We start from the raw sequence: 17730 nt of genomic DNA on the forward strand, positions 1-17730 counted from the left end.
TTTGCGTCAACCCGACGAGTCTCGTCGATTCAAAGGAGAAATCGTGACCTTGGAAGCTCCCGCCACCGAGCGCAGCACACCCGGGAGGGAGCCGATACTTTCGATCAGGCGCATCTCGAAGGGATTCGGTGCTGTTCAGGCCCTGACCGACATCGACATGGATGTCTATCCCGGCGAGGTTGTGGCCATCGTCGGCGACAACGGCGCCGGCAAATCGACGCTGGTAAAGATTCTGGCCGGCGTGCACCCGGCAGACTCGGGCGAGATCTCCTTCGAAGGTCGGCGCGTCTCGATTCCCACCCCGGCGGCTTCGCGCGCCCTCGGAGTCGCCACGGTGTTCCAGGATCTCGCGCTGTGCGACAACCTCGACGTCGTCTCCAACCTTTTTCTCGGTCGTGAGCTCGGCACAGGAACACTCGACGAAGAACGCATGGAGCAGCAGTCGTGGACACTGTTGCGCCAGCTCTCGGCAAAGATCCCCTCGGTACGCATCGCGGTAGCTTCGCTCTCCGGTGGACAGCGCCAGACCGTGGCCATCGCGCGATCACTGATCGGCGAGCCACAGATCGTGATCCTGGACGAGCCGACGGCCGCACTCGGCGTTGCGCAGACCGCCGAGGTGCTCAACCTCATCGAACGACTGCGAGAGCGCGGCCTCGGGGTTGTCCTGATCAGCCACAACATGGCCGATGTGCAGGCCGTCGCCGACCGCGTTGTCGTGCTGCGGCTCGGGCGCAACAACGGCGACTTCCGTGTGCCCGACGTGAGCTACGAGGAGATCATCGCCGCCATCACCGGCGCCACAGACAATGCCGTCACCCGCAGGGCCACCGCCCGCCCCACCGAGGAGACTCCGAACGCATGACAACCGCGAATAACGAAACCCCCGCCGCACGCGCCGCCGACCTGCAGGATGAGCGCCTCATTCGTGAAGAGGGGCTCATCGGTGCGGCTCGAGCATTCGGGCGCCGTGTGCGCGCCGGCGACCTCGGATCGCTGCCCGTGGTCATCGGCCTCGTGTTGATCTGGGCCATCTTCCAGATTCTCAACCAGAACTTCCTCTCAGCAAACAACCTCGTCAACCTCAGCATTCAGTGCGCCGCGGGCGGCACCATAGCCATCGGCGTCGTGCTGGTGCTGCTTCTGGGCCAGATCGACCTCTCGATCGGCTCGGTCAGCGGCCTCGCCTCGGCCATACTCGGCGTGACTTTCGTGCAATTGCACTGGCCTCTGGTCTTCGCGATTCTGGGGGCGCTGGCAGCCGGTGCCGTGATCGGCCTCATCTACGGCTTTCTCTTCACGCGCTTCGGAGTTCCGACGTTCGTGATCACCCTCGCCGGCCTGCTCGCGTTCCTCGGCCTGCAGCTCTGGGTGCTCGGTGCCAACGGCACCATCAACCTGCCCTACACGTCGTGGATTGTGCAGTTTACGACGTCGATATTCCTGCCACCCTGGCTCGCCTATGCGCTGGCCGCACTTGCCGTCATCGGCATGGCCGGATCGGACATGCTGCGTGCACGACGACGCGCCCAGGCCGGGCTGTCGACCGGCTCCCGCACGATCATGCTCATCAAGGCGGTTCTGCTGCTCGCGCTGCTCGTGATCGTCGTGGCCTATCTCGCGACGGATCGTGGCATCGCCATTTCGTTCCTCCTGTTCGTCGTGCTGGTCATGATCACCAACTTCTTTCTCACTCGCACCAGGTGGGGCCGTTCGGTCTACGCCGTCGGCGGCAACGTCGAAGCCGCACGGCGCGCGGGCATCAAGGTGAACCGCATCTACATCTCCGTGCTGATGTTTGGTTCGCTGTTCGCCGCCCTCGGCGGCCTGCTCGCCGCCGGCCGCCTGACCGCCGCGAGCATCTCGAGCGGTGGCGGCGACGTCAACCTGAACGCCATCGCGGCGGCAGTCATCGGTGGAACCAGCCTCTTCGGCGGACGTGGAAGCGCGTGGTCTGCACTGTTGGGTGTTGTCGTCATCCAGTCGATCTCCAGCGGTCTGACCCTGCTGAGCCTCGACTCCTCGGTGCGCTACATGGTGACCGGCGCCGTGCTGCTGCTCGCCGTGATCATCGACTCGCTGTCGCGCCGCTCGCGCGCCAGCCACGGCCAGGCGTAACGCCCGGCACAAATGGGGCCGCGACGAACCCGAAGAGCGTCGCGGCCCGGTTTTTCTCCCCGTGAGGGGCGCGAAATGGCCCCTCAAATTGCCTTCTGAGGGGCCATACTTCGCCCCTCACGAAAAGGACCCCGCCTGACCTCGGCCCGGTGCTGTCTGGTTCGAGCGCGTCGGCAGGCAGCCTTCAGCGCCTCCAGCGCGCCGGCGGCCATCATGTCGTTGGCGGCGAACACCGCGTCGAGCTCGGGCGCCCGCTTGAGCAGCTCGGCCATCGCACGCACCCCGCTCTCACGCCCGTAGTCCCCATACGCCACGAAGCGCTCTTCGAAGTTCTCACCCTGCTCGGCGCGGTACGCGTCAAGACGACGGATGCCGCCCGAGGTGTCCTGCGGGCCAGCGATTTACGCGGATGCGGAGCCGCGCCGCGACACGCCGTGCCCGGGCGCACGACGCGCGATCAGGCATCCCGGTCTCTGCCGTTCGGTAAAGGTTTCGACGCCGATGCCGATTGCGCCGAGAGCGTTAGCTCGCGCCAAAAGTGCCAGGCTAACCGGCTATCTCGGCACGACCTGGCACTCTGAGCGGCTGAGTAGCCGGCGGGTCAGGACGCGGGGTGAGCGGATGCCGCGGCGCGGGCCGCCGCGGGCAGAGCCTCGAGGATGCGGGCTATCGCCGCCTCGTCGTGGGCGGCCGTGACGAACCAGGCCTCGAAGACGCTTGGCGGCAGTGAGACGCCGGCGTCGAGCATGGCGTGGAAGAACGGGCCGTAGCGGAACGCATCCTGGCGCTGCACCTCGGCATAGTTGCGCGCAGGGCTCTCGCTGAACAGGATGCTGAACAGGTTGCCGGCGTACTGAACGTGATGCGCGACACCGGCGGCGGACAATGCCGCGGATGCCGCGGCGGAGACCGTGGAAGCGGTGGTGTCGAGGGCGGCGTACACGCTTGCATCCGCGGCCCGAAGCGTGGCGATACCGGCGGCGACGGCGACAGGGTTTCCCGAGAGCGTGCCGGCCTGGTAGACGGGGCCGACCGGGGCGAGATGCTCCATGATCTCGCGGCGACCGCCGAGCGCGGCCAAGGGCATGCCGCCGCCGATGACCTTGCCGAAGGTGATGAGGTCGATCGGATAGGTGGCGTCCAGCCCCCACCAACCGGCTGGGCCGACGCGGAAGCCGGTGAGCACCTCGTCGAGGATGAGCAGGGCGCCGTGGGAATGGGCGGTCTGCGCCAGGAAGGCGTTGAATCCGGGCTCGGGCGGCACCACGCCCATGTTCGCGGCAGCGGCCTCGACGATGATGCCGGCGATGCGGTCGCCGAACTCGGCGAAGACGGCGGTCACGGCGTCACGGTCGTTGTAGGGAATCACGAGCGTCTGCGCCGCGATCTCTGCGGGGACTCCCGCGGATGCCGGCAGCGCGAGCGTGGCAAGGCCGCTGCCGGATTCGGCGAGCAGCCCGTCGGAGTGGCCGTGGTAGTGGCCGGCGAACTTCACCAGCAGAGAGCGCCCGGTGAAGCCGCGTGCAAGGCGGATCGCCGTCATGGTGGCCTCGGTGCCCGTGGAGACGAGGCGCAGCTCGTCGACGGCGGCAACACGGTCGATGACGAGCTCGGCGAGTTCGGTCTCGGCGGGGGTGGAGGCGCCGAAAGAGAGGCCGCGGGAGGCGGCATCCTGAACCGCCTTCACGACGTCCGGATGCGCGTGCCCGAGAATCGCCGGACCCCACGAGGCCACGAGATCCACGTACTCACGCCCCTCGGCATCGGTGATGTACGGCCCGCGGGCGGAGACCATGAATCGCGGCGTGCCGCCCACGGAGCGGTAGGCGCGCACGGGCGAGTTGACGCCGCCGGGAATGACGGCGCGGGCGCGGTCGAAGAGCGAGTCGTTCGTGGTCATCGCAGGCTGTTCGCGATCTCGAGCGCCCAATACGTGAGAATCGCGTCGGCGCCGGCGCGCTTGATGCCGATGAGCGACTCCTCGATGGCGCGACCGCGGTCGATCCAGCCGTGCGCGGCGGCGGCCTCGATCATGGCGTATTCGCCCGACACCTGGTACGCCCAGACGGGCACATCGCTGATCGCCGCGACGTCGCTGAGCACGTCGAGGTAGCTCATCGCCGGCTTCACCATGAGCACGTCGGCGCCCTCGGCGAGGTCGAGCGTGGCCTCGCGCAGACCCTCGCGACGATTGGCAGGATGCTGCTGGTAGCTGCGGCGGTCGCCGCTCAGCTGCGAGTCGACGGCCTCACGGAACGGACCGTAGAAGGCGGATGCGTACTTCGCGGCATACGCGAGAATCGCGGTGTCGATGTGGCCGGCCGCGTCGAGCACCTCGCGCACGGCGGCGACCTGGCCGTCCATCATGCCGGAGAGTCCAAGCAACTGCGAGCCGGCCTCGGCCTGCGCGAGCGCCATGTCGCGGTAGCGCAGCAACGTGGCATCGTTGTCGACGCGGCCCGAGGCATCCAGCACGCCGCAGTGCCCGTGGTCAGTGAACTCGTCGAGGCACAGATCAGTCTGCACGACGAGAGCGTCGCCGACTTCTTCGACCACCGCCCGGGTTCCGATGTTCAGGATGCCGTCGGGGTCGATCGCGCCGGTGCCGGTCGCGTCGCGCCGCTCGGGAACCCCGAACAGCATGACGCCTCCGAGACCGGCGGTCGCGGCATCCGTCACCGCTCGCCTGAGCGAGTCGATGCTGTGCTGCACGACACCCGGCATCGACTGGATCGGCAGCGGCTCACTCGTGCCCTCGCGCACGAACAGCGGCAGAATCAGCTCGGCCGGGTGCAGCCGGTTTTCGGCGGTGAGCCGACGCATCGCTGCGGTCGTGCGCAGTCGGCGCGGACGGACGGTGGGATGCAGCGGGTCATTCACCCGATAAGCCTACGTCCGCGCGGCTGGGCACTTCCCCGGCGCGGGACAGCTTCGATGGCCACCAGATGGCGCGACCGATGTCGTAGGAGACGGCGGGAACGAGCAGCGAGCGCACAACCACCGTGTCGAGCAGCACGCCGAACGCCACGATGAACGCGATCTGCACGAGGAACAGAATGGGGATGACCGCGAGCGCCGCGAACGTGGCGGCGAGCACGACACCCGCCGAGGTGATCACGCTGCCGGTCACGCCGAGTCCGCGCAGGATGCCCGGCCGGGTTCCGAGACCGAGAGACTCCTCCCTCACCCGCGTCATCAAGAAGATGTTGTAGTCGACGCCGAGCGCAACCAGGAAGACGAAGCCGAACAGCGGCACCGCGGCATCCGCCCCCGGAAAGTGGAAGAGGTGGTTGAAGACAAGGGCCGAGACCCCGAGCGCCGCCGCGTAGGAGATCACCACGCTGCCGATGAGCAGCACCGGCGCGAGAATCGAGCGCAGCAGAAGCATCAGGATGAGCAGAATGACCACGAGCACTATCGGAATGATCTTGATCAGGTCGCTCTGAGCCGTGACATTGGTGTCGAGCGCGATGGCGGTCACTCCACCGACGAGCACCCCGGAATCCACGGCGGGAAGTGTGCGGCGCAGCTCGCGCACCACGTCTTCGGCCTGCTGCGAGTCGGCCTCGGAGGCCAGCGTGGCGTTGATCAGCACCCGCCCGCTCTTCTGCACGGGTTGCGGAGCGGGTGGCGACATGGCTGGCGACGTTGAGGCCGGCCTGCCGCTGCCGGTGTAGAGCGTGGCCGTCGTGATGCCGTCGGTTTTCTTCACCGCCGCGAGCGTCGCATCCGCCTTGTCACTGTCGCTGATGATGACGACCGGGCTGCCGGAACCGGCATCAAAGTGCCGTGCGAGCACCTTCTGCCCCTCGGCCGCATCGGAGTGGCTCAGCACCACATCGGTCTGGGAGACGCCGTTGGCCTTGAGCTGCAGCACGCCGGCCCCGCACGCGAGCAGCAGCACGAGCGCGACGACCCACGTGACACGCGGACGGCGCGCGACGACGGTGCCCACGCGGCGCCACAGACCACTGATGCCCTCCAGACCCGCCACGCGCTCCTGGCTCACGTGTGCGTGCGGATGCGCGTCATCCGGCGCATATTTCGGCCGGAACGGCCAGAACGCCACCCGCCCGAACAGCACGAGCAGCATCGGCAGCAGGGTGAGCGCGGAGAACAGCGAGAACACGATGCCTATCGCCGCAATCGGGCCGAGGCTCTTGTTGGAGTTGAGATCGGAGAACAGCAGGCAGAGCAGGGCGATGATCACGGTGACTCCGGATGCGACGATCGGCTCCAGCGCCGCCTTCCACGCCCTGCCCAGCGCGGCCCACTTCGATTCGACGTGTGCGAGAGCCTCTCGATATCGCGCGACAAGCAACAGCGCATAGTCTGTCGCGGCACCTATCACGAGAATCGACAGGATGCCCTGGCTCTGCCCGCTGAGCGCGATCCAGCCCCAGCTCGCGAACGCGTAGACCACGAGAATCGCCGCCGTGAGCGCGAAAATCGACGTGAAGAGCACCAGGAACGGCAGCACTATCGATCGGTAAACCAGCAGCAGAATCACGAAGACGGCGCCGACAGCGACGAGCAGCAGAATGCCGTCGATACCCCCAAAAGCGTTCACGAGGTCGGCGGTGAGCCCCGCCGGCCCGGTGACGTACCCGCGCACATCGGCGCCCGTGTTGTCGGCGACGACGGTGCGCAGCTCGGCGATGACCGACTTGACGTTGTTGCTGTCGGCAACCGGCACGATGAACTCGACGGCCTTGCCGTCCTCGGAGGGGATGGGCCCGGCAACGGATGTCTTCGCCGAGCCTTCCGGCGCCTGCACGCCGTCGACCGCACCCAGCTTCGTGCCGAGCTGCGCGAACGTGGCGAGGTCGCTCTTCGGTATGGTCGCGTCGGATGCCAGCACCACGATGGCGGGGATCGCGTTCGAGTCGGTGAACTTCTGCTGCCATTCGTTGACCTTGGTCGACTCGGCGCTGGCCGGCAGAAAGGCCGCCTGGTCGTTCTTCGACACCGACGAGAGCTTGCCGAACGTCGGCCCGCCGAAGCTCGCGGCCAGCAGCCACACGATCAGCACGACCGCCGGCAGCACGATGCGCAGCCAGCGGGCGGGTGTCCAGTCACGACGGGTGGATTCGGTCATCTCAACGGCCTTTCGAGCGAGTAGACAATCAGCAACAGGGTAACGAGAAAACCACAGAGGTAGTTCAGCCAGATGAACCGCTTCCAGCCACGGTTGGCCGATGCAGACCGCCCATCGGCAACGGCGCGGAACGGGAGGGCCACCACGATATACGGCAAGGCGAGCAGTCCCGCGAGCGGCGCCGGCCACGGGGTGGCGAGCATCAGCAGGCCCGCCAGCAGCCACGCAGCGATGGCGAAGCGCACGGTCCACGCGGCCCCCATGACGGTGGCGATCGAGCGGATGCCGCCCTCCCGGTCCGGCATCACATCCTGCACCGCTCCGAACGCATGGCTGGCCACGCCCCACAGGAAGAACGAAACGAGCACAGCCACCAGCGCGGGAGTGACGACGACAGCGGCGAGCGCGAGCCCGAACACGGCAGGGCTGACAAAATGCACGCTCGAGGTGACGGAATCGAGGAACGGCTTCTCCTTGAAGCGCAGGCCAGGTATCGAGTATGCCGCGACAGCGAAGAGGCTGATCGCCAGCACCACTGCCGAAACCCAGGTTCCCGCGAGCACAAGCACGACCACGAAGGGCACGCACAGCCCTATCGCCACCACCAGCGTCACACGATGCAGGCCGCGATCGAGCAGCGCGCCCTCGAGGCCGCCCTTGCGCGGATTGGCCAGATCGGATTCGTAGTCGAAGACGTCATTGATGCCGTACATGGCGAGGTTGTATGGCACGAGAAAGAAGAGCGTGCCCACGATCAGGGTGGCGTCGAGATGGCCCCGACTGAGATAATACGCGGCCGCGAAGGGAAAGGCCGTGTTGATCCAGCTCACGGGCCGGGAGGACACCGTCAGCTTCGCGAGCGTGCTCGTGCGCAGGGCGGGGATCATGCCGCCGACCGTTTTCGACTTGCGCCCAACAGGCTCCAAAGGGCAGGCAACACGATGAGTGCCGCGAGGGGATAGGCGAAGTCCTCGATCGGAGCGGCGCCGACGGAGAGTCTCGAAAGGTGCTGCGGCGCGTACGACATGAGCCCGATTCCTATCATGACGTTGTCGAAGACCGCGGTGAGCGCCATAACGACGACCCCGACAAGAGTGAATGGCACGACCCATTGGGCGATGGTTCGGCGCGCGCGGTCTTCGCTTCCATCGCGCCTGCGCCGCCTCAGCCGCAGAATCGACAACGCAGCCACGGCGAGCGACACTGCGAGAAACACCAGACTCAGCCACAGGTAGGTCATGGGCGCCTTTCGCTGGCTGCGGCACGCATCCGCTCAACGCCGAGGAGAAGAACCATGACGAGGTAGCAAAGGAACGTCAGGAAGAACACCTCTTCCAGAGGCAGTTGCGGCGCCAGCAGAATGCCCGTCATGAACGAGGTCTCGCCGCGAAAGAAGATGCCCAGGCCGATGCCGCACAGGTCCCAGGCGAGAAAGAAGAGCACGCCGAGAACGAGCGTGGCGGTCGCTCGCAGAGCGCCGCGCCAAAAGAAGAGCCGAAAGCGTCGGTCGAGCAACACCATGCAGCCGAGTCCCCCGAGCAGAACAAGCAGATAGAGCATGCTCATAGCGGCTCCGGCAGCGCTGTGCTCGACGTGTCGCCCCGCAGCCGCTTGATGACCAGCTCCGCGCTGATCAGGCACATCGGAAGACCGACGCCGGGAACCGTGGTGCCGCCCGCGTACAGGAGACCGCCAACCTTCGATGAGACGTTCCTGCCACGCAGAAACGCGCTCTGGCGCAGGGTGTGTGCGGGCCCGAGCGCGCTGCCCTTCCATGAATTGAGGTCGTTCTCGAAGTCCGCCGGCCCGATGGTTCGGCGAACCACGATGCGCTCGGCGAGATCAGAGATACCCGCCCAGGTGGCGATCTGTTCGATCACCGTATCCGCCACGGCCTCCACGAGTTGCGTTCCCGTGCCGGACTCGCCGCCGAAGCCGATCGCTGGATCGGCCGGCACCGGAACCAGTACGAAGAGGTTCTCGTGTTCGGGCGGGGCTACCGAAGGATCGGTCTCGCTGGGCTTGCACACATAGATGGAGGCCGGATCTGGAACCGACGTCGGCGCGGTGAAGATGCGCGCGAAGTTCTCGTTCCAGTCCTCAGTGAAGAAGAGGCTGTGGTGGGCAAGCTGAGGGAGCTTGCCACGCACCCCGAGAAGGAGAAGCACCGCACCTGGGCCGGCAACCCGCGAATCCCACCATGATTGCGGATAGCTGCGCAGTTGCGGCGGCAACAACTCGGTCTCCGTGTGATGCAGATCCGCAGCCGAGACCACAATTTCGGCGGCCACCTCGCGCACGGAGCCGTCGGGGTGGGTGACGCTCACCCCGATGACGCGCGGGCGCGTGCCTTGCGTCGTATTGATCGCGGTGACGTGTGCCCCCGTCTCGATGCTGACGCCCTCGGTTCGGGCCAATACTGCGATGCTGCGGATGATCTCGCCGAAGCCGCCCATCGGATAGAAGACACCCTGTTCCAGGTCGAGATGACTCATCAGGTGGTACATGCTGGGCGTCATCGACGGGGAGGCGCCCAAGAAGACCGCCGGATAGCCGAGCACCTGGCGCAGCCGCGGGTCGCGTACCTGTTTGGCGATAAGCCTGTCCAGAGGCTGAAGCAGCAGCCGCGCCAGCCTGCCTGCACGTCGAAGCACCTCGCCGACGAAGAGCGGGCTGTATGACGCGAAGGTGCTGTAGAGAAAGCGCCGCAGCGCAATCCGGTACGCATCGCGAGCGGAATCGAGGTACCGGGCGATGGCGCGGCCTGCTCCAGGCTCGATGCGCTCGAACGCGCTCAGGTTCGCGTCCTTGTCTCCCACGATGTCCAGCGGTTCTTTCGTGTTCTCAAAGAAAACACGGTAACCAGGGTCGAGTCGACAGAGTTCGAGTTGCTCGGCGGCGCTGGTTCCCAGCAGCCTGTAGAAGTGCTCGAACACCTCGGGCATGAGGTACCAGGATGGGCCGGTGTCGAAGCGGAAGCCATCGCTCTCCCAGTTTCCCACCCTGCCGCCCAGCTGACCTCGGGCTTCGAGTACTGTCACCGCCAGGCCCTCGCGGGCGAGCAGGGCGGCAGCGGCCAGCCCGGCGATTCCGCCGCCGATGACAACGGCGCTGCGCTGCTGCGCGCCGCGGTTCCGCCGTCTCCAGCCTGCGGAGCTCACGCTGGCGTCCTTTCGGAACCCGTGACGACTACCCTTGCCAGCAGACGCACCCTGGTCGCCGCCGGGACGCGCACGCGTGTTCGCATCAGCGAATCGACTGGGGTGCGCCGAATGCGGTGCGTCAGTTCGGCGAAGAAGTCGTGTGCGGCCCGAACGGCTCTCCTGCACGGCTGCGGCAGCAGCGGGATCGTCACCGCGGCCGCAGCCAGATCGGCCTCGATGTCGGCCACCAGTTCACGCTTGTGCGATTCGGTGAGATCGCCCTGACAGACACCGGGAAAGTAGCTGCGGCCAAGCTCTTGCCAGTCGGTCGAAAGGTCGCGGAGGAAATTGATCTTCTGGAATGCTGAGCCGAGTCGTCTCGCACCGTTCTCGAGCTCGGCGCGCTGCCGGGCATCCGGATCGGTGTCGCGCAGAAAGACTCGGAGGCACATCAACCCGACGACCTCGGCCGAGCCATAGATGTACTCACGCAGCTCGGCCTCAGTGAACGCCACCGGGCTCAGATCACGGCGCATGGAGCGAAAGAACGGTGCGGTGAGATCGGAGTCAATACCGCTGGCCCGCGCCGTCGTGGCGAAGCCATGCACCACGAGGTTCGTGCTGTATCCATGCGCCACGGCGCGTTCGGTCTCAGCCTCGAGAGCGTCCAGCAGCGCCTGTTGCTCGGTGGCATTCAGTCCCGCCTCCTGCGCGGCACCGTCGACGACCTCGTCGGCGATACGCACGAGAGCGTAGATGTTCTCGATATGGGGCCGGTCTGCGCGATCCAGCAATCGGCTCGCCCCGGTGAACGAGGTGGAGTACTCGCGAATGACGCGCGCGGAGCTTTTCTCTGCCGCGCGCGTGTAGAGGCCCAGGTTCGTCGATTCTCGCGCGTCCGGGCACGTCGATGTGGATCTCATCACGCGGAACGATCCGCGGCGAACCGGGCGATCTCGGTCAGTTGCCGCTGTAGTTCGGCGGGAAGGTGTGCACTTTCGGCACGCTCAATGGCACTGCGCACATAGTCGTCGATCATGTCCTCGACGAATCGGCGTGCCCCACACTGCTCAAGTGCGCCGCGGAGAACTACCCCATCGCTCTCGGTCAGTTCCGCTCGACCCAGCAAGCCGGAAATCGCGTTCCACTGGCTTGTCGTGCGCGCATAGGCGATGAGGGGGGTCATTTTTCCGCAGCGCAGATCGGTCATGACACTCTTACCCGTCACCTCCGGCGACCCGAAGACACCCAGCTCGTCGTCGCGCAATTGAAAGGCTATGCCGATGAGGCGCCCGATCTCACCGAGTGAACGCACCGTCTCGGGCGCCGCTCCCGCGAGAATAGCCCCTGCTTTCAACGGCGTGCTGAACGAGTAATTGGCGGTCTTCATCTCGCACATCTCCAGCACCTGGCCAAGGTCTGCGTGCTCGACGTGCAGACTGAACGCCACGTCGGCCAGTTCGCCCGCCGCGGTGACAAAGATGCTCTCGCTCAGGAGGTCAAGTAGGTCAAAGCGTCGTGCCTCCGGCACCTCGATATCGACGATCATTCGCTGTGCAGCATGAATGAGAAGATCGCCCGCAAGAATCGCGGATGCTTGCCCCCACTGGGCGCTTCGCTCACGATCGATGCCCTGACCTTCAGCACCGGTCGCAAATAGTCCCGCGAGGTTCGGATGCCCGCGCCGCATGAAGTCCCCGTCGAGCACGTCGTCGTGCAGGAGGAAGGCCGTATGCAGAAGTTCAAGAGCACTCGCCACACGCACCACGCTCGCATCCGCCGACTCCCCCTGCGAAGCGGAGAGCTCTCGATAGGTGCTCAGCACCAGAACGGGGCGATGCTTCTTGCCACCGATCGCCGCATCCCGGGCAGCGGCCCAGAGCTGACCGTAGCGCACACCGAGATGCGACGCGGCCGCCAGTCGCTCGGTGAAGAACGCATCGATACACGCCGTTATCTGATCGATCTCCACCGTCCCCGGCAGGGTCGCCGTCGCCATGCTCACGACGGCACCCCCGCCCGCTGCTCGATCGTCGCCTCCGCATTTCCACCGAGGAACGGCAGGAGCTGCGCCTGCAACACCATCCACGGGCTGAAGGCCCAGGGAGTGCGGCGCATGGATTCGGCAAGATCAAGCGGCTCAATCCAGCGCGTCTCCATGACCTCGCGTGGGCGCGGATCGGGCTCGCTCGCACTGACCGCAAGGTACACCGGGCACATCTCGTTCTCCACGACACCGGCCGCATCTGTTGCACGGTAGCGAAAGAGGGGCAGCGCAAGCTCGATCTCACTCAGAGTCATGCCAAGTTCATACGCGGCACGAGTGCGCACGGCATTCAGCATTGTTTCGGCCGGCTGCGGATGGCCACAGAAGGAGTTGGTCCAGACCCCGGGCCACGCCTTCTTGAGCAGCGCGCGTCGGGCGATCAGAACCTGCCCTTCCGCGTTGAACACGTAGCACGAGAATGCAAGATGAAGAGGAGTCTCCCGCCCGTGAACGCTGGATTTGTCCGCCGTGCCGATCTCCCTCCCCTCCTCATTGAGGAGCACAACCTGTTCACTGCCGATCATGAGATCCTCCTTTTAAATAGCTTGTCTAGTAAATAGCTTAGCTTGCATCATGCCACAGCACTAGGATGTGTGCATGCCCGGACCGCCGAAACCATCGCGTTCAACCCCAGATGCGATGCTGGACCCGCGGGTGATCGACCCACACGAGGAACTGGTCTCATACGAGGGAATGGATCAGGCGGAGATTTCCCAGATCGTGCGGGTTCTCATTGCCGTGAGGGAATGGCGAGAGGCGGAGCAGCGCCTTCGCTTCGAATCGCGCACCGAGATGAAGCTCAACGAAACTGATATGAAGGCATTGAGATTTCTCGTGGCATCGAAGAATCTCGAAGAGAATGTGACGCCGGGTGCCCTGGCCGAGCATCTCAGCATCTCCACGGCATCGACCACGAAACTGTTGGATCGGCTCGAAACTGCGGGACACATCGAACGCGCGCCACACCCTACGGATCGCCGCGCGCTGACGATTTCCATCACGCAGAGCACCCATGACGCGGTGCGCGATTCGGTCGGAAAGGTTCATGCGAAGCGATTCGTTGCCGCAGCACGGCTCAGCCCCGACGAGCGCGAAACAGTGATTCGCTTTCTCGCCGAGCTCAGCGGCATGGAGACGACCGTCAGCCTCTGATTCGCTCCCAGTCGGCCACCGGTCCAGGCACCACCGAGAACAGCGGATGCGCCTCGGGCTGGCGAATCTCCCGCCACCTGAGCGCAACCTCAGGACTGCGCCGTTCGAGCTTCGCGCGCAGATGCGACCACTCGTAGGCCACCTGCCCGTCGGTCACCGCGATCAACGCCACACCGACGGTGCTGGCCACCATCTTCTCGCGATCGAAATGATAGCCACGGGCATCCGCCTCATCAACGATGCCCGCAAGGTAGGCCGCAGCTGCTCGCTCCGGATGCTCCTGCTCGCTGAAGCGACGCAACTGCGGATGCGCGGTGTACCCCCGGGTGCGCCCGAGAATCACCGCCTGCGCGAGAAGAGCCTCACGCCAGCACGCGGTCAGTGCCTGCCGATCGAAATATCGCGGATGGAGCGACCAGAGCCTCACTGCGAGGCGTCACCACGCGCGGCCCGCACGAGCGCGTCGATGAGCGACTCGGCCGAGCGCTCGTCGGCGATCACGTCGACGCGCAGACCGGCGGCGCGGGCATCCTTCGCGGTACGCGGACCAATCGCCGCCACGACCGTGCCCTCGGGCACCGGTCCGAGCTGCTGCTGCACCTGTTCGGCGACACTGCCCGAGGTGACCAGGATCGCGTGAACGCGACCGGATGCGACGTCCGCCACCACAGCATCCGCCGCCGGCACTCCCACGGTGCGGTAGGCCACCACCGACGACACCTCGTGACCGATGCGCTTGAGCCCCTCGGTGAGCAGCGGCTTGGCGATCTCGGAGCGCAACGTGAGCACCCGCAACGGCACGACACCCTGTGTCGCGGCCTCCCACTCGGAGAGCAGCCCTCGTGCGGAATTGTCTTCGGAGGGGACCAGGTCAACCTTGTATCCGGCGGCAACGAGCGCCGCAGCCGTGGTCTCGCCGACGGCCGCGATGCGGGTCGTCGACGGCACGCTCGCGCGCCAGGCGGAGATCACGTCAACGGTCGTGGCGCTCGTCACCGTGAGCCAGTCGAAGTCTCCCGCCGCGAGTCGCGCGAGCGCCGCCTCGAGGGCGGGAGCATCGTGCGTCGGCGCGAAGTTGATCATCGGTGCCACCACCGGGGTGGCCCCCTCGGCGCGCAGATCGGCGGCGACCGTGTCGCCCCACGGTCCGCCGCGCGGCACCAGCACGCGCCATCCGGCCAACGGTTTGTCAGCGGGGCCCTGCGATCTGGATGTCACTGCGCGACACCTCCCACCGGTGCAAGTTGCGCGGCTCCCGCGGCCAGCAGCTCGGCCACGACGCGCTCGGCCACCTCGGCCGCGACCTCGGCGAGCTGAGCGGCGGCCATGCCGTCGGGCGTGGCCGCGTGCGAGGAGGTGAGCTTCTGCGTTCCGTCGGCGCTGTAGACCGTCGCGGTGAGAAAGAACAGGCCATCGTCGATCTGGGCGGTCGCGCCGACGGGGGCGGAGCATCCGGCCTCGAGACCGGCAAGAACGGCGCGCTCGGCCAGCACCATCGCGTGCGTGGTGACGTGGTTGACGGATGCGAGCGCCTTGGCGAGCGCCCCGTGCCCGGTCACACCTTCGGTGCGCACCTCGATGGCGAGCGCGCCCTGGCCGGGTGCGGTGGGCCACTGCGACAGCTCGAAGAATTCGGTGACGACCTCGCGTCGCCCCAGTCGGCCGAGGCCAGCGGCGGCGAGAATCACCGCGTCGAGGCGATCGTCGGCGCCCTCGGCGATGCGGGCCAGTCGGGTGTCGACGTTGCCGCGAATGTCGACAACCTCGATATCGGGGCGCGCTGCGCGCAGCTGCGCCACACGGCGAGGCGAGCCGGTGCCCACCTTTGACCCCGCGGGCAGGGTCTCGAGCGTGAGGGCGTCGCGGGCGACGAGCGTGTCGCGCGCATCCGCCCGCTTGGGCACGGCGCCGATGACGAGACCCGGGTGCTCGCCCGTGGGCAGATCCTTGAGGGAGTGCACGATGAGGTCGCAGTCACCGGCGAGCAGTGACTCGCGCAGCGCACTGGCGAACACGCCGGTGCCACCGAGCTGGCTCAGCGACTCGCGTGAGGTGTCACCGTGCGTGGTGATCGGCACGAGCTCGACACTCAGGCCGGATGCCTTGGCCACGGCCTCGGCCACGACGCCCGTCTGGGCCATCGCGAGCGCGCTGCCGCGGGTGCCGATGCGCACGATGTCGGTCATGGCGCGATTCCCGCCAGCGCAGGCTTGAAGCCGAGTCGCGTGTTCTCGCAGCAGCCGGGCCGGCAGACGTCGTACCACGGACCGAGTTGCGTCACGGCCGCGCGGTCGGTGACTGCAGTGCCGTTGATCCGCTCAAGCGTCAGGTCGACGAGTCCGTCGACATAATCTGCCTGCACGCCGGGCGTCGGCACTCGCACGCAGACGATGCCCGCCTCCCGTGCCGTCTCGGCGGCCTCGTTGTCGAGATCCCACAGCACCTCCATGTGATCGCTGACAAAGCCAATGGGCACGATCAGCACCGCACGGATGCCCCGCTCGGGCAATGTGCGAATCACGTCGTTGATGTCTGGCTCAAGCCACGGCATACTTGGCGGCCCGGAACGAGACTGGTACACCAATTGCCACTCTGGGCGCGCACCGGTCTGAGCGGCCATAACCGCTTCGGCCACGGCGCGATGCTGCGCTCCATATGCGCCCTCGGGACCCAGATCTCGCTCGGCAGGACCCGAGGCGGCAGCATCCGTCGAGGGGATGGAATGCGTCGTGAAGAGCACCTCAACCTCACGGGCGACATCGAGATCACTCAGCTGCACCCGCAGGTCATTGAGCGCCTCGCGCACACCGTCGCTGAATGGGGTGACAAAACCAGGGTGATCGAAAAATTGCCTCACCTTGTCAATCTGGATCTCGTCGCCCACGCCGGTGTCGACGAGGGCATCGGCAAAGTCTTCCCGATACTGACGGCAGCTTGAGTACGACGAATACGCGCTCGTAGCGATCGCCAGAAGGCGCCGATGGCCGTCATCGTAAGCCGCACGCACGGCGTCACCCATGTATGGTTCCCAGTTGCGATTGCCCCAATACACCGGCAGGTTAACGCCACGTGCGGTCAAACGCTCTTCAAGCGCTGCCCGCAATGCACGGTTTTGCGCATTGATGGGGCTGACTCCGTCGTAGTGACGATAGTGATGGGCCACCTCTTCGAGCCGCTCATCAGGGATTCCGCGCCCGCGCGTGACGTTGCGCAAGAAAGGGATGACGTCATCTTGGCCTTCCGGGCCGCCGAAGCCCGCCAGCAGGATCGCGTCGTAGCGTGTCGGCTCCTGAACGTGCTCGCGACCCGACCGGGCCGCCGCAGTGGCACCCGGCACCAGCGCGCCCGGCGCGAACGGCACGGCGCTCGCGGCCGGCGATTTCCGACCGGTTCTGCCCAGATTGACGGCAGCCACTACGAGAGCACCTCCGGCACGTCGGCGACGGAGATACGCCGGCCGGTGAAGAACGGCGTCTCCTCCTTCACATAGAGACGGGCATCCGTCTGACGCAGCGCCCGCATGAGGTCGACGAGATCGGTGAGGCTGTCGCTTTCGAGCGGAAGCACCCACTCGTAGTCGCCGAGTGCGAAGGCGGCGACGGTGTTGGCGAGCACCGAACGGAACGCGGCACCCTTGCGACCGTGATCGGCCAGCATGCGGCTGCGTTCCTCGTCGGGCAGCAGGTACCACTCGTGGGTGCGCACGAACGGGTACACGGTGATCCAGGCGGCGGGGGCGACACCGCGCAGGAAGGCCGGCACATGCGCCTTGTTGAACTCGGCGTCGCGGTGCACGGCCATGTAGTTCCAGGTGGGCAGCAGCGCACTGATGAGCGCGGTGCGGCGCAGCACGCGCAGCGCCGCCTGAATGCCTTCGGCGGTCGGGCCGTGCAGCCAGAACATCAGGTCGCTGTCGGCTTTGAAGCCCGAGACGTCGTAGATTCCGCGCACGGTGACGCCGGATGCCTCTACCTGCGTAACAGCGGCCCGCAGCTCGTCGGCACCGCCGGCATCCGTCACGGAAGAGCGCAGCGGGTCACGGCGGAACACGGCCCAGAGCGTAAAGCCCTGTGGAGGTTCTTCGTCGGGGTGAGCTGTGTGGTGGGGGGATGCTGCCACGGCGGCAGCCGGGTTAGTCATGACCTCCATCCTCCCTCGTTAGACGCGGGAGA

19 protein-coding genes are annotated in these 17730 nt (G+C 66.4%); 3 read left to right on the plus strand and 16 right to left on the minus strand.

Going from position 1 to position 17730, the window contains the following annotated elements:
* Positions 1 to 43 precede the first annotated feature (43 nt).
* Positions 44 to 865, plus strand: coding sequence for an ATP-binding cassette domain-containing protein (locus ASC63_RS04040; RefSeq protein WP_082487179.1), 822 nt, complete (start codon positions 44 to 46; stop codon positions 863 to 865).
* The gene (locus ASC63_RS04045; protein ID WP_055810170.1) at positions 862 to 2118 is read left to right on the plus strand and encodes a sugar ABC transporter permease; all 1257 of its coding nucleotides are present in this window, start codon (positions 862 to 864) and stop codon (positions 2116 to 2118) included. Before ASC63_RS04040 ends, ASC63_RS04045 begins: the two co-directional genes overlap by 4 nt.
* A gap of 83 nt (positions 2119 to 2201) precedes the next feature.
* Here the strand turns inward: ASC63_RS04045 and ASC63_RS04050 are convergent, their stop codons facing one another.
* The 11 genes from ASC63_RS04050 to idi all read right to left on the minus strand — a co-directional run bounded on the left by ASC63_RS04050 (position 2202) and on the right by idi (position 12930).
* A complete protein-coding gene (locus ASC63_RS04050) occupies positions 2202 to 2519 on the minus strand; it encodes a substrate-binding domain-containing protein (protein WP_082487181.1) in 318 nt (105 codons plus the stop codon).
* 200 nt (positions 2520 to 2719) lie between these two features.
* Entirely contained in the window at positions 2720 to 4018 is a 1299-nt protein-coding gene (gene hemL / locus ASC63_RS04055; protein ID WP_055810174.1) for a glutamate-1-semialdehyde 2,1-aminomutase, read from the minus strand.
* Positions 4015 to 4941, minus strand: coding sequence for a porphobilinogen synthase (hemB, locus tag ASC63_RS04060; RefSeq protein WP_055814834.1), 927 nt, complete (start codon positions 4939 to 4941; stop codon positions 4015 to 4017). Before hemB ends, hemL begins: the two co-directional genes overlap by 4 nt.
* Before the next feature lie 49 nt (positions 4942 to 4990).
* Positions 4991 to 7216, minus strand: coding sequence for an MMPL family transporter (locus ASC63_RS04065; protein ID WP_055810176.1), 2226 nt, complete (start codon positions 7214 to 7216; stop codon positions 4991 to 4993).
* Positions 7213 to 8103, minus strand: coding sequence for a prenyltransferase (locus ASC63_RS04070; protein WP_055810178.1), 891 nt, complete (start codon positions 8101 to 8103; stop codon positions 7213 to 7215). Before ASC63_RS04070 ends, ASC63_RS04065 begins: the two co-directional genes overlap by 4 nt.
* Entirely contained in the window at positions 8100 to 8456 is a 357-nt protein-coding gene (locus ASC63_RS16215) for a lycopene cyclase domain-containing protein (RefSeq protein WP_055810180.1), read from the minus strand. Before ASC63_RS16215 ends, ASC63_RS04070 begins: the two co-directional genes overlap by 4 nt.
* On the minus strand, positions 8453 to 8782 hold the full coding sequence (locus ASC63_RS04080) for a lycopene cyclase domain-containing protein (protein ID WP_055810182.1): 330 nt from the start codon (positions 8780 to 8782) through the stop codon (positions 8453 to 8455). The genes ASC63_RS16215 and ASC63_RS04080 overlap by 4 nt, the downstream gene beginning before the upstream one ends.
* Positions 8779 to 10377 carry a phytoene desaturase family protein gene (crtI, locus tag ASC63_RS04085; protein ID WP_055810184.1) on the minus strand — a complete coding sequence of 533 codons (1599 nt, stop codon included), beginning with the start codon at positions 10375 to 10377 and terminating at the stop codon, positions 8779 to 8781. The genes ASC63_RS04080 and crtI overlap by 4 nt, the downstream gene beginning before the upstream one ends.
* Complete coding sequence (locus ASC63_RS04090) at positions 10374 to 11282, minus strand: phytoene/squalene synthase family protein (RefSeq protein WP_055810186.1); 909 nt, start codon at positions 11280 to 11282, stop codon at positions 10374 to 10376. Before ASC63_RS04090 ends, crtI begins: the two co-directional genes overlap by 4 nt.
* A complete protein-coding gene (locus ASC63_RS04095) occupies positions 11282 to 12358 on the minus strand; it encodes a polyprenyl synthetase family protein (RefSeq protein ID WP_055810188.1) in 1077 nt (358 codons plus the stop codon). The genes ASC63_RS04090 and ASC63_RS04095 overlap by 1 nt, the downstream gene beginning before the upstream one ends.
* Before the next feature lie 2 nt (positions 12359 to 12360).
* Positions 12361 to 12930, minus strand: coding sequence for an isopentenyl-diphosphate Delta-isomerase (gene idi, locus ASC63_RS04100; RefSeq protein WP_055810189.1), 570 nt, complete (start codon positions 12928 to 12930; stop codon positions 12361 to 12363).
* Between the two features lie 73 nt (positions 12931 to 13003).
* Here idi and ASC63_RS04105 point away from each other — a divergent pair, with 73 nt between their 5' ends.
* Positions 13004 to 13558, plus strand: coding sequence for a MarR family winged helix-turn-helix transcriptional regulator (locus tag ASC63_RS04105; protein ID WP_235491797.1), 555 nt, complete (start codon positions 13004 to 13006; stop codon positions 13556 to 13558).
* On the opposite strand, the gene ASC63_RS04110 is transcribed toward ASC63_RS04105, so the two are convergent.
* From ASC63_RS04110 to hemQ, 5 genes are read right to left on the minus strand one after another with little or no spacing between them, the layout of a single operon-like run.
* Positions 13548 to 13985 carry a pyrimidine dimer DNA glycosylase/endonuclease V gene (locus ASC63_RS04110; RefSeq protein ID WP_055810193.1) on the minus strand — a complete coding sequence of 146 codons (438 nt, stop codon included), beginning with the start codon at positions 13983 to 13985 and terminating at the stop codon, positions 13548 to 13550. The two genes, ASC63_RS04105 and ASC63_RS04110, sit on opposite strands and share 11 nt — an antisense overlap.
* On the minus strand, positions 13982 to 14776 hold the full coding sequence (locus ASC63_RS04115) for a uroporphyrinogen-III synthase (protein WP_055810195.1): 795 nt from the start codon (positions 14774 to 14776) through the stop codon (positions 13982 to 13984). Before ASC63_RS04115 ends, ASC63_RS04110 begins: the two co-directional genes overlap by 4 nt.
* Positions 14773 to 15744, minus strand: a complete 972-nt coding sequence (gene hemC / locus ASC63_RS04120; RefSeq protein WP_055810197.1) for a hydroxymethylbilane synthase — start codon at positions 15742 to 15744, stop codon at positions 14773 to 14775. Before hemC ends, ASC63_RS04115 begins: the two co-directional genes overlap by 4 nt.
* A complete protein-coding gene (locus tag ASC63_RS04125) occupies positions 15741 to 16973 on the minus strand; it encodes a ferrochelatase (RefSeq protein WP_055810199.1) in 1233 nt (410 codons plus the stop codon). Before ASC63_RS04125 ends, hemC begins: the two co-directional genes overlap by 4 nt.
* A complete protein-coding gene (gene hemQ, locus ASC63_RS04130; RefSeq protein WP_055814838.1) occupies positions 16973 to 17698 on the minus strand; it encodes a hydrogen peroxide-dependent heme synthase in 726 nt (241 codons plus the stop codon). Before hemQ ends, ASC63_RS04125 begins: the two co-directional genes overlap by 1 nt.
* Between the last annotated feature and the right edge of the window lie 32 nt (positions 17699 to 17730).

Source organism: Leifsonia sp. Root112D2 (genome assembly GCF_001424905.1).
Lineage (GTDB): Bacteria > Actinomycetota > Actinomycetes > Actinomycetales > Microbacteriaceae > Root112D2.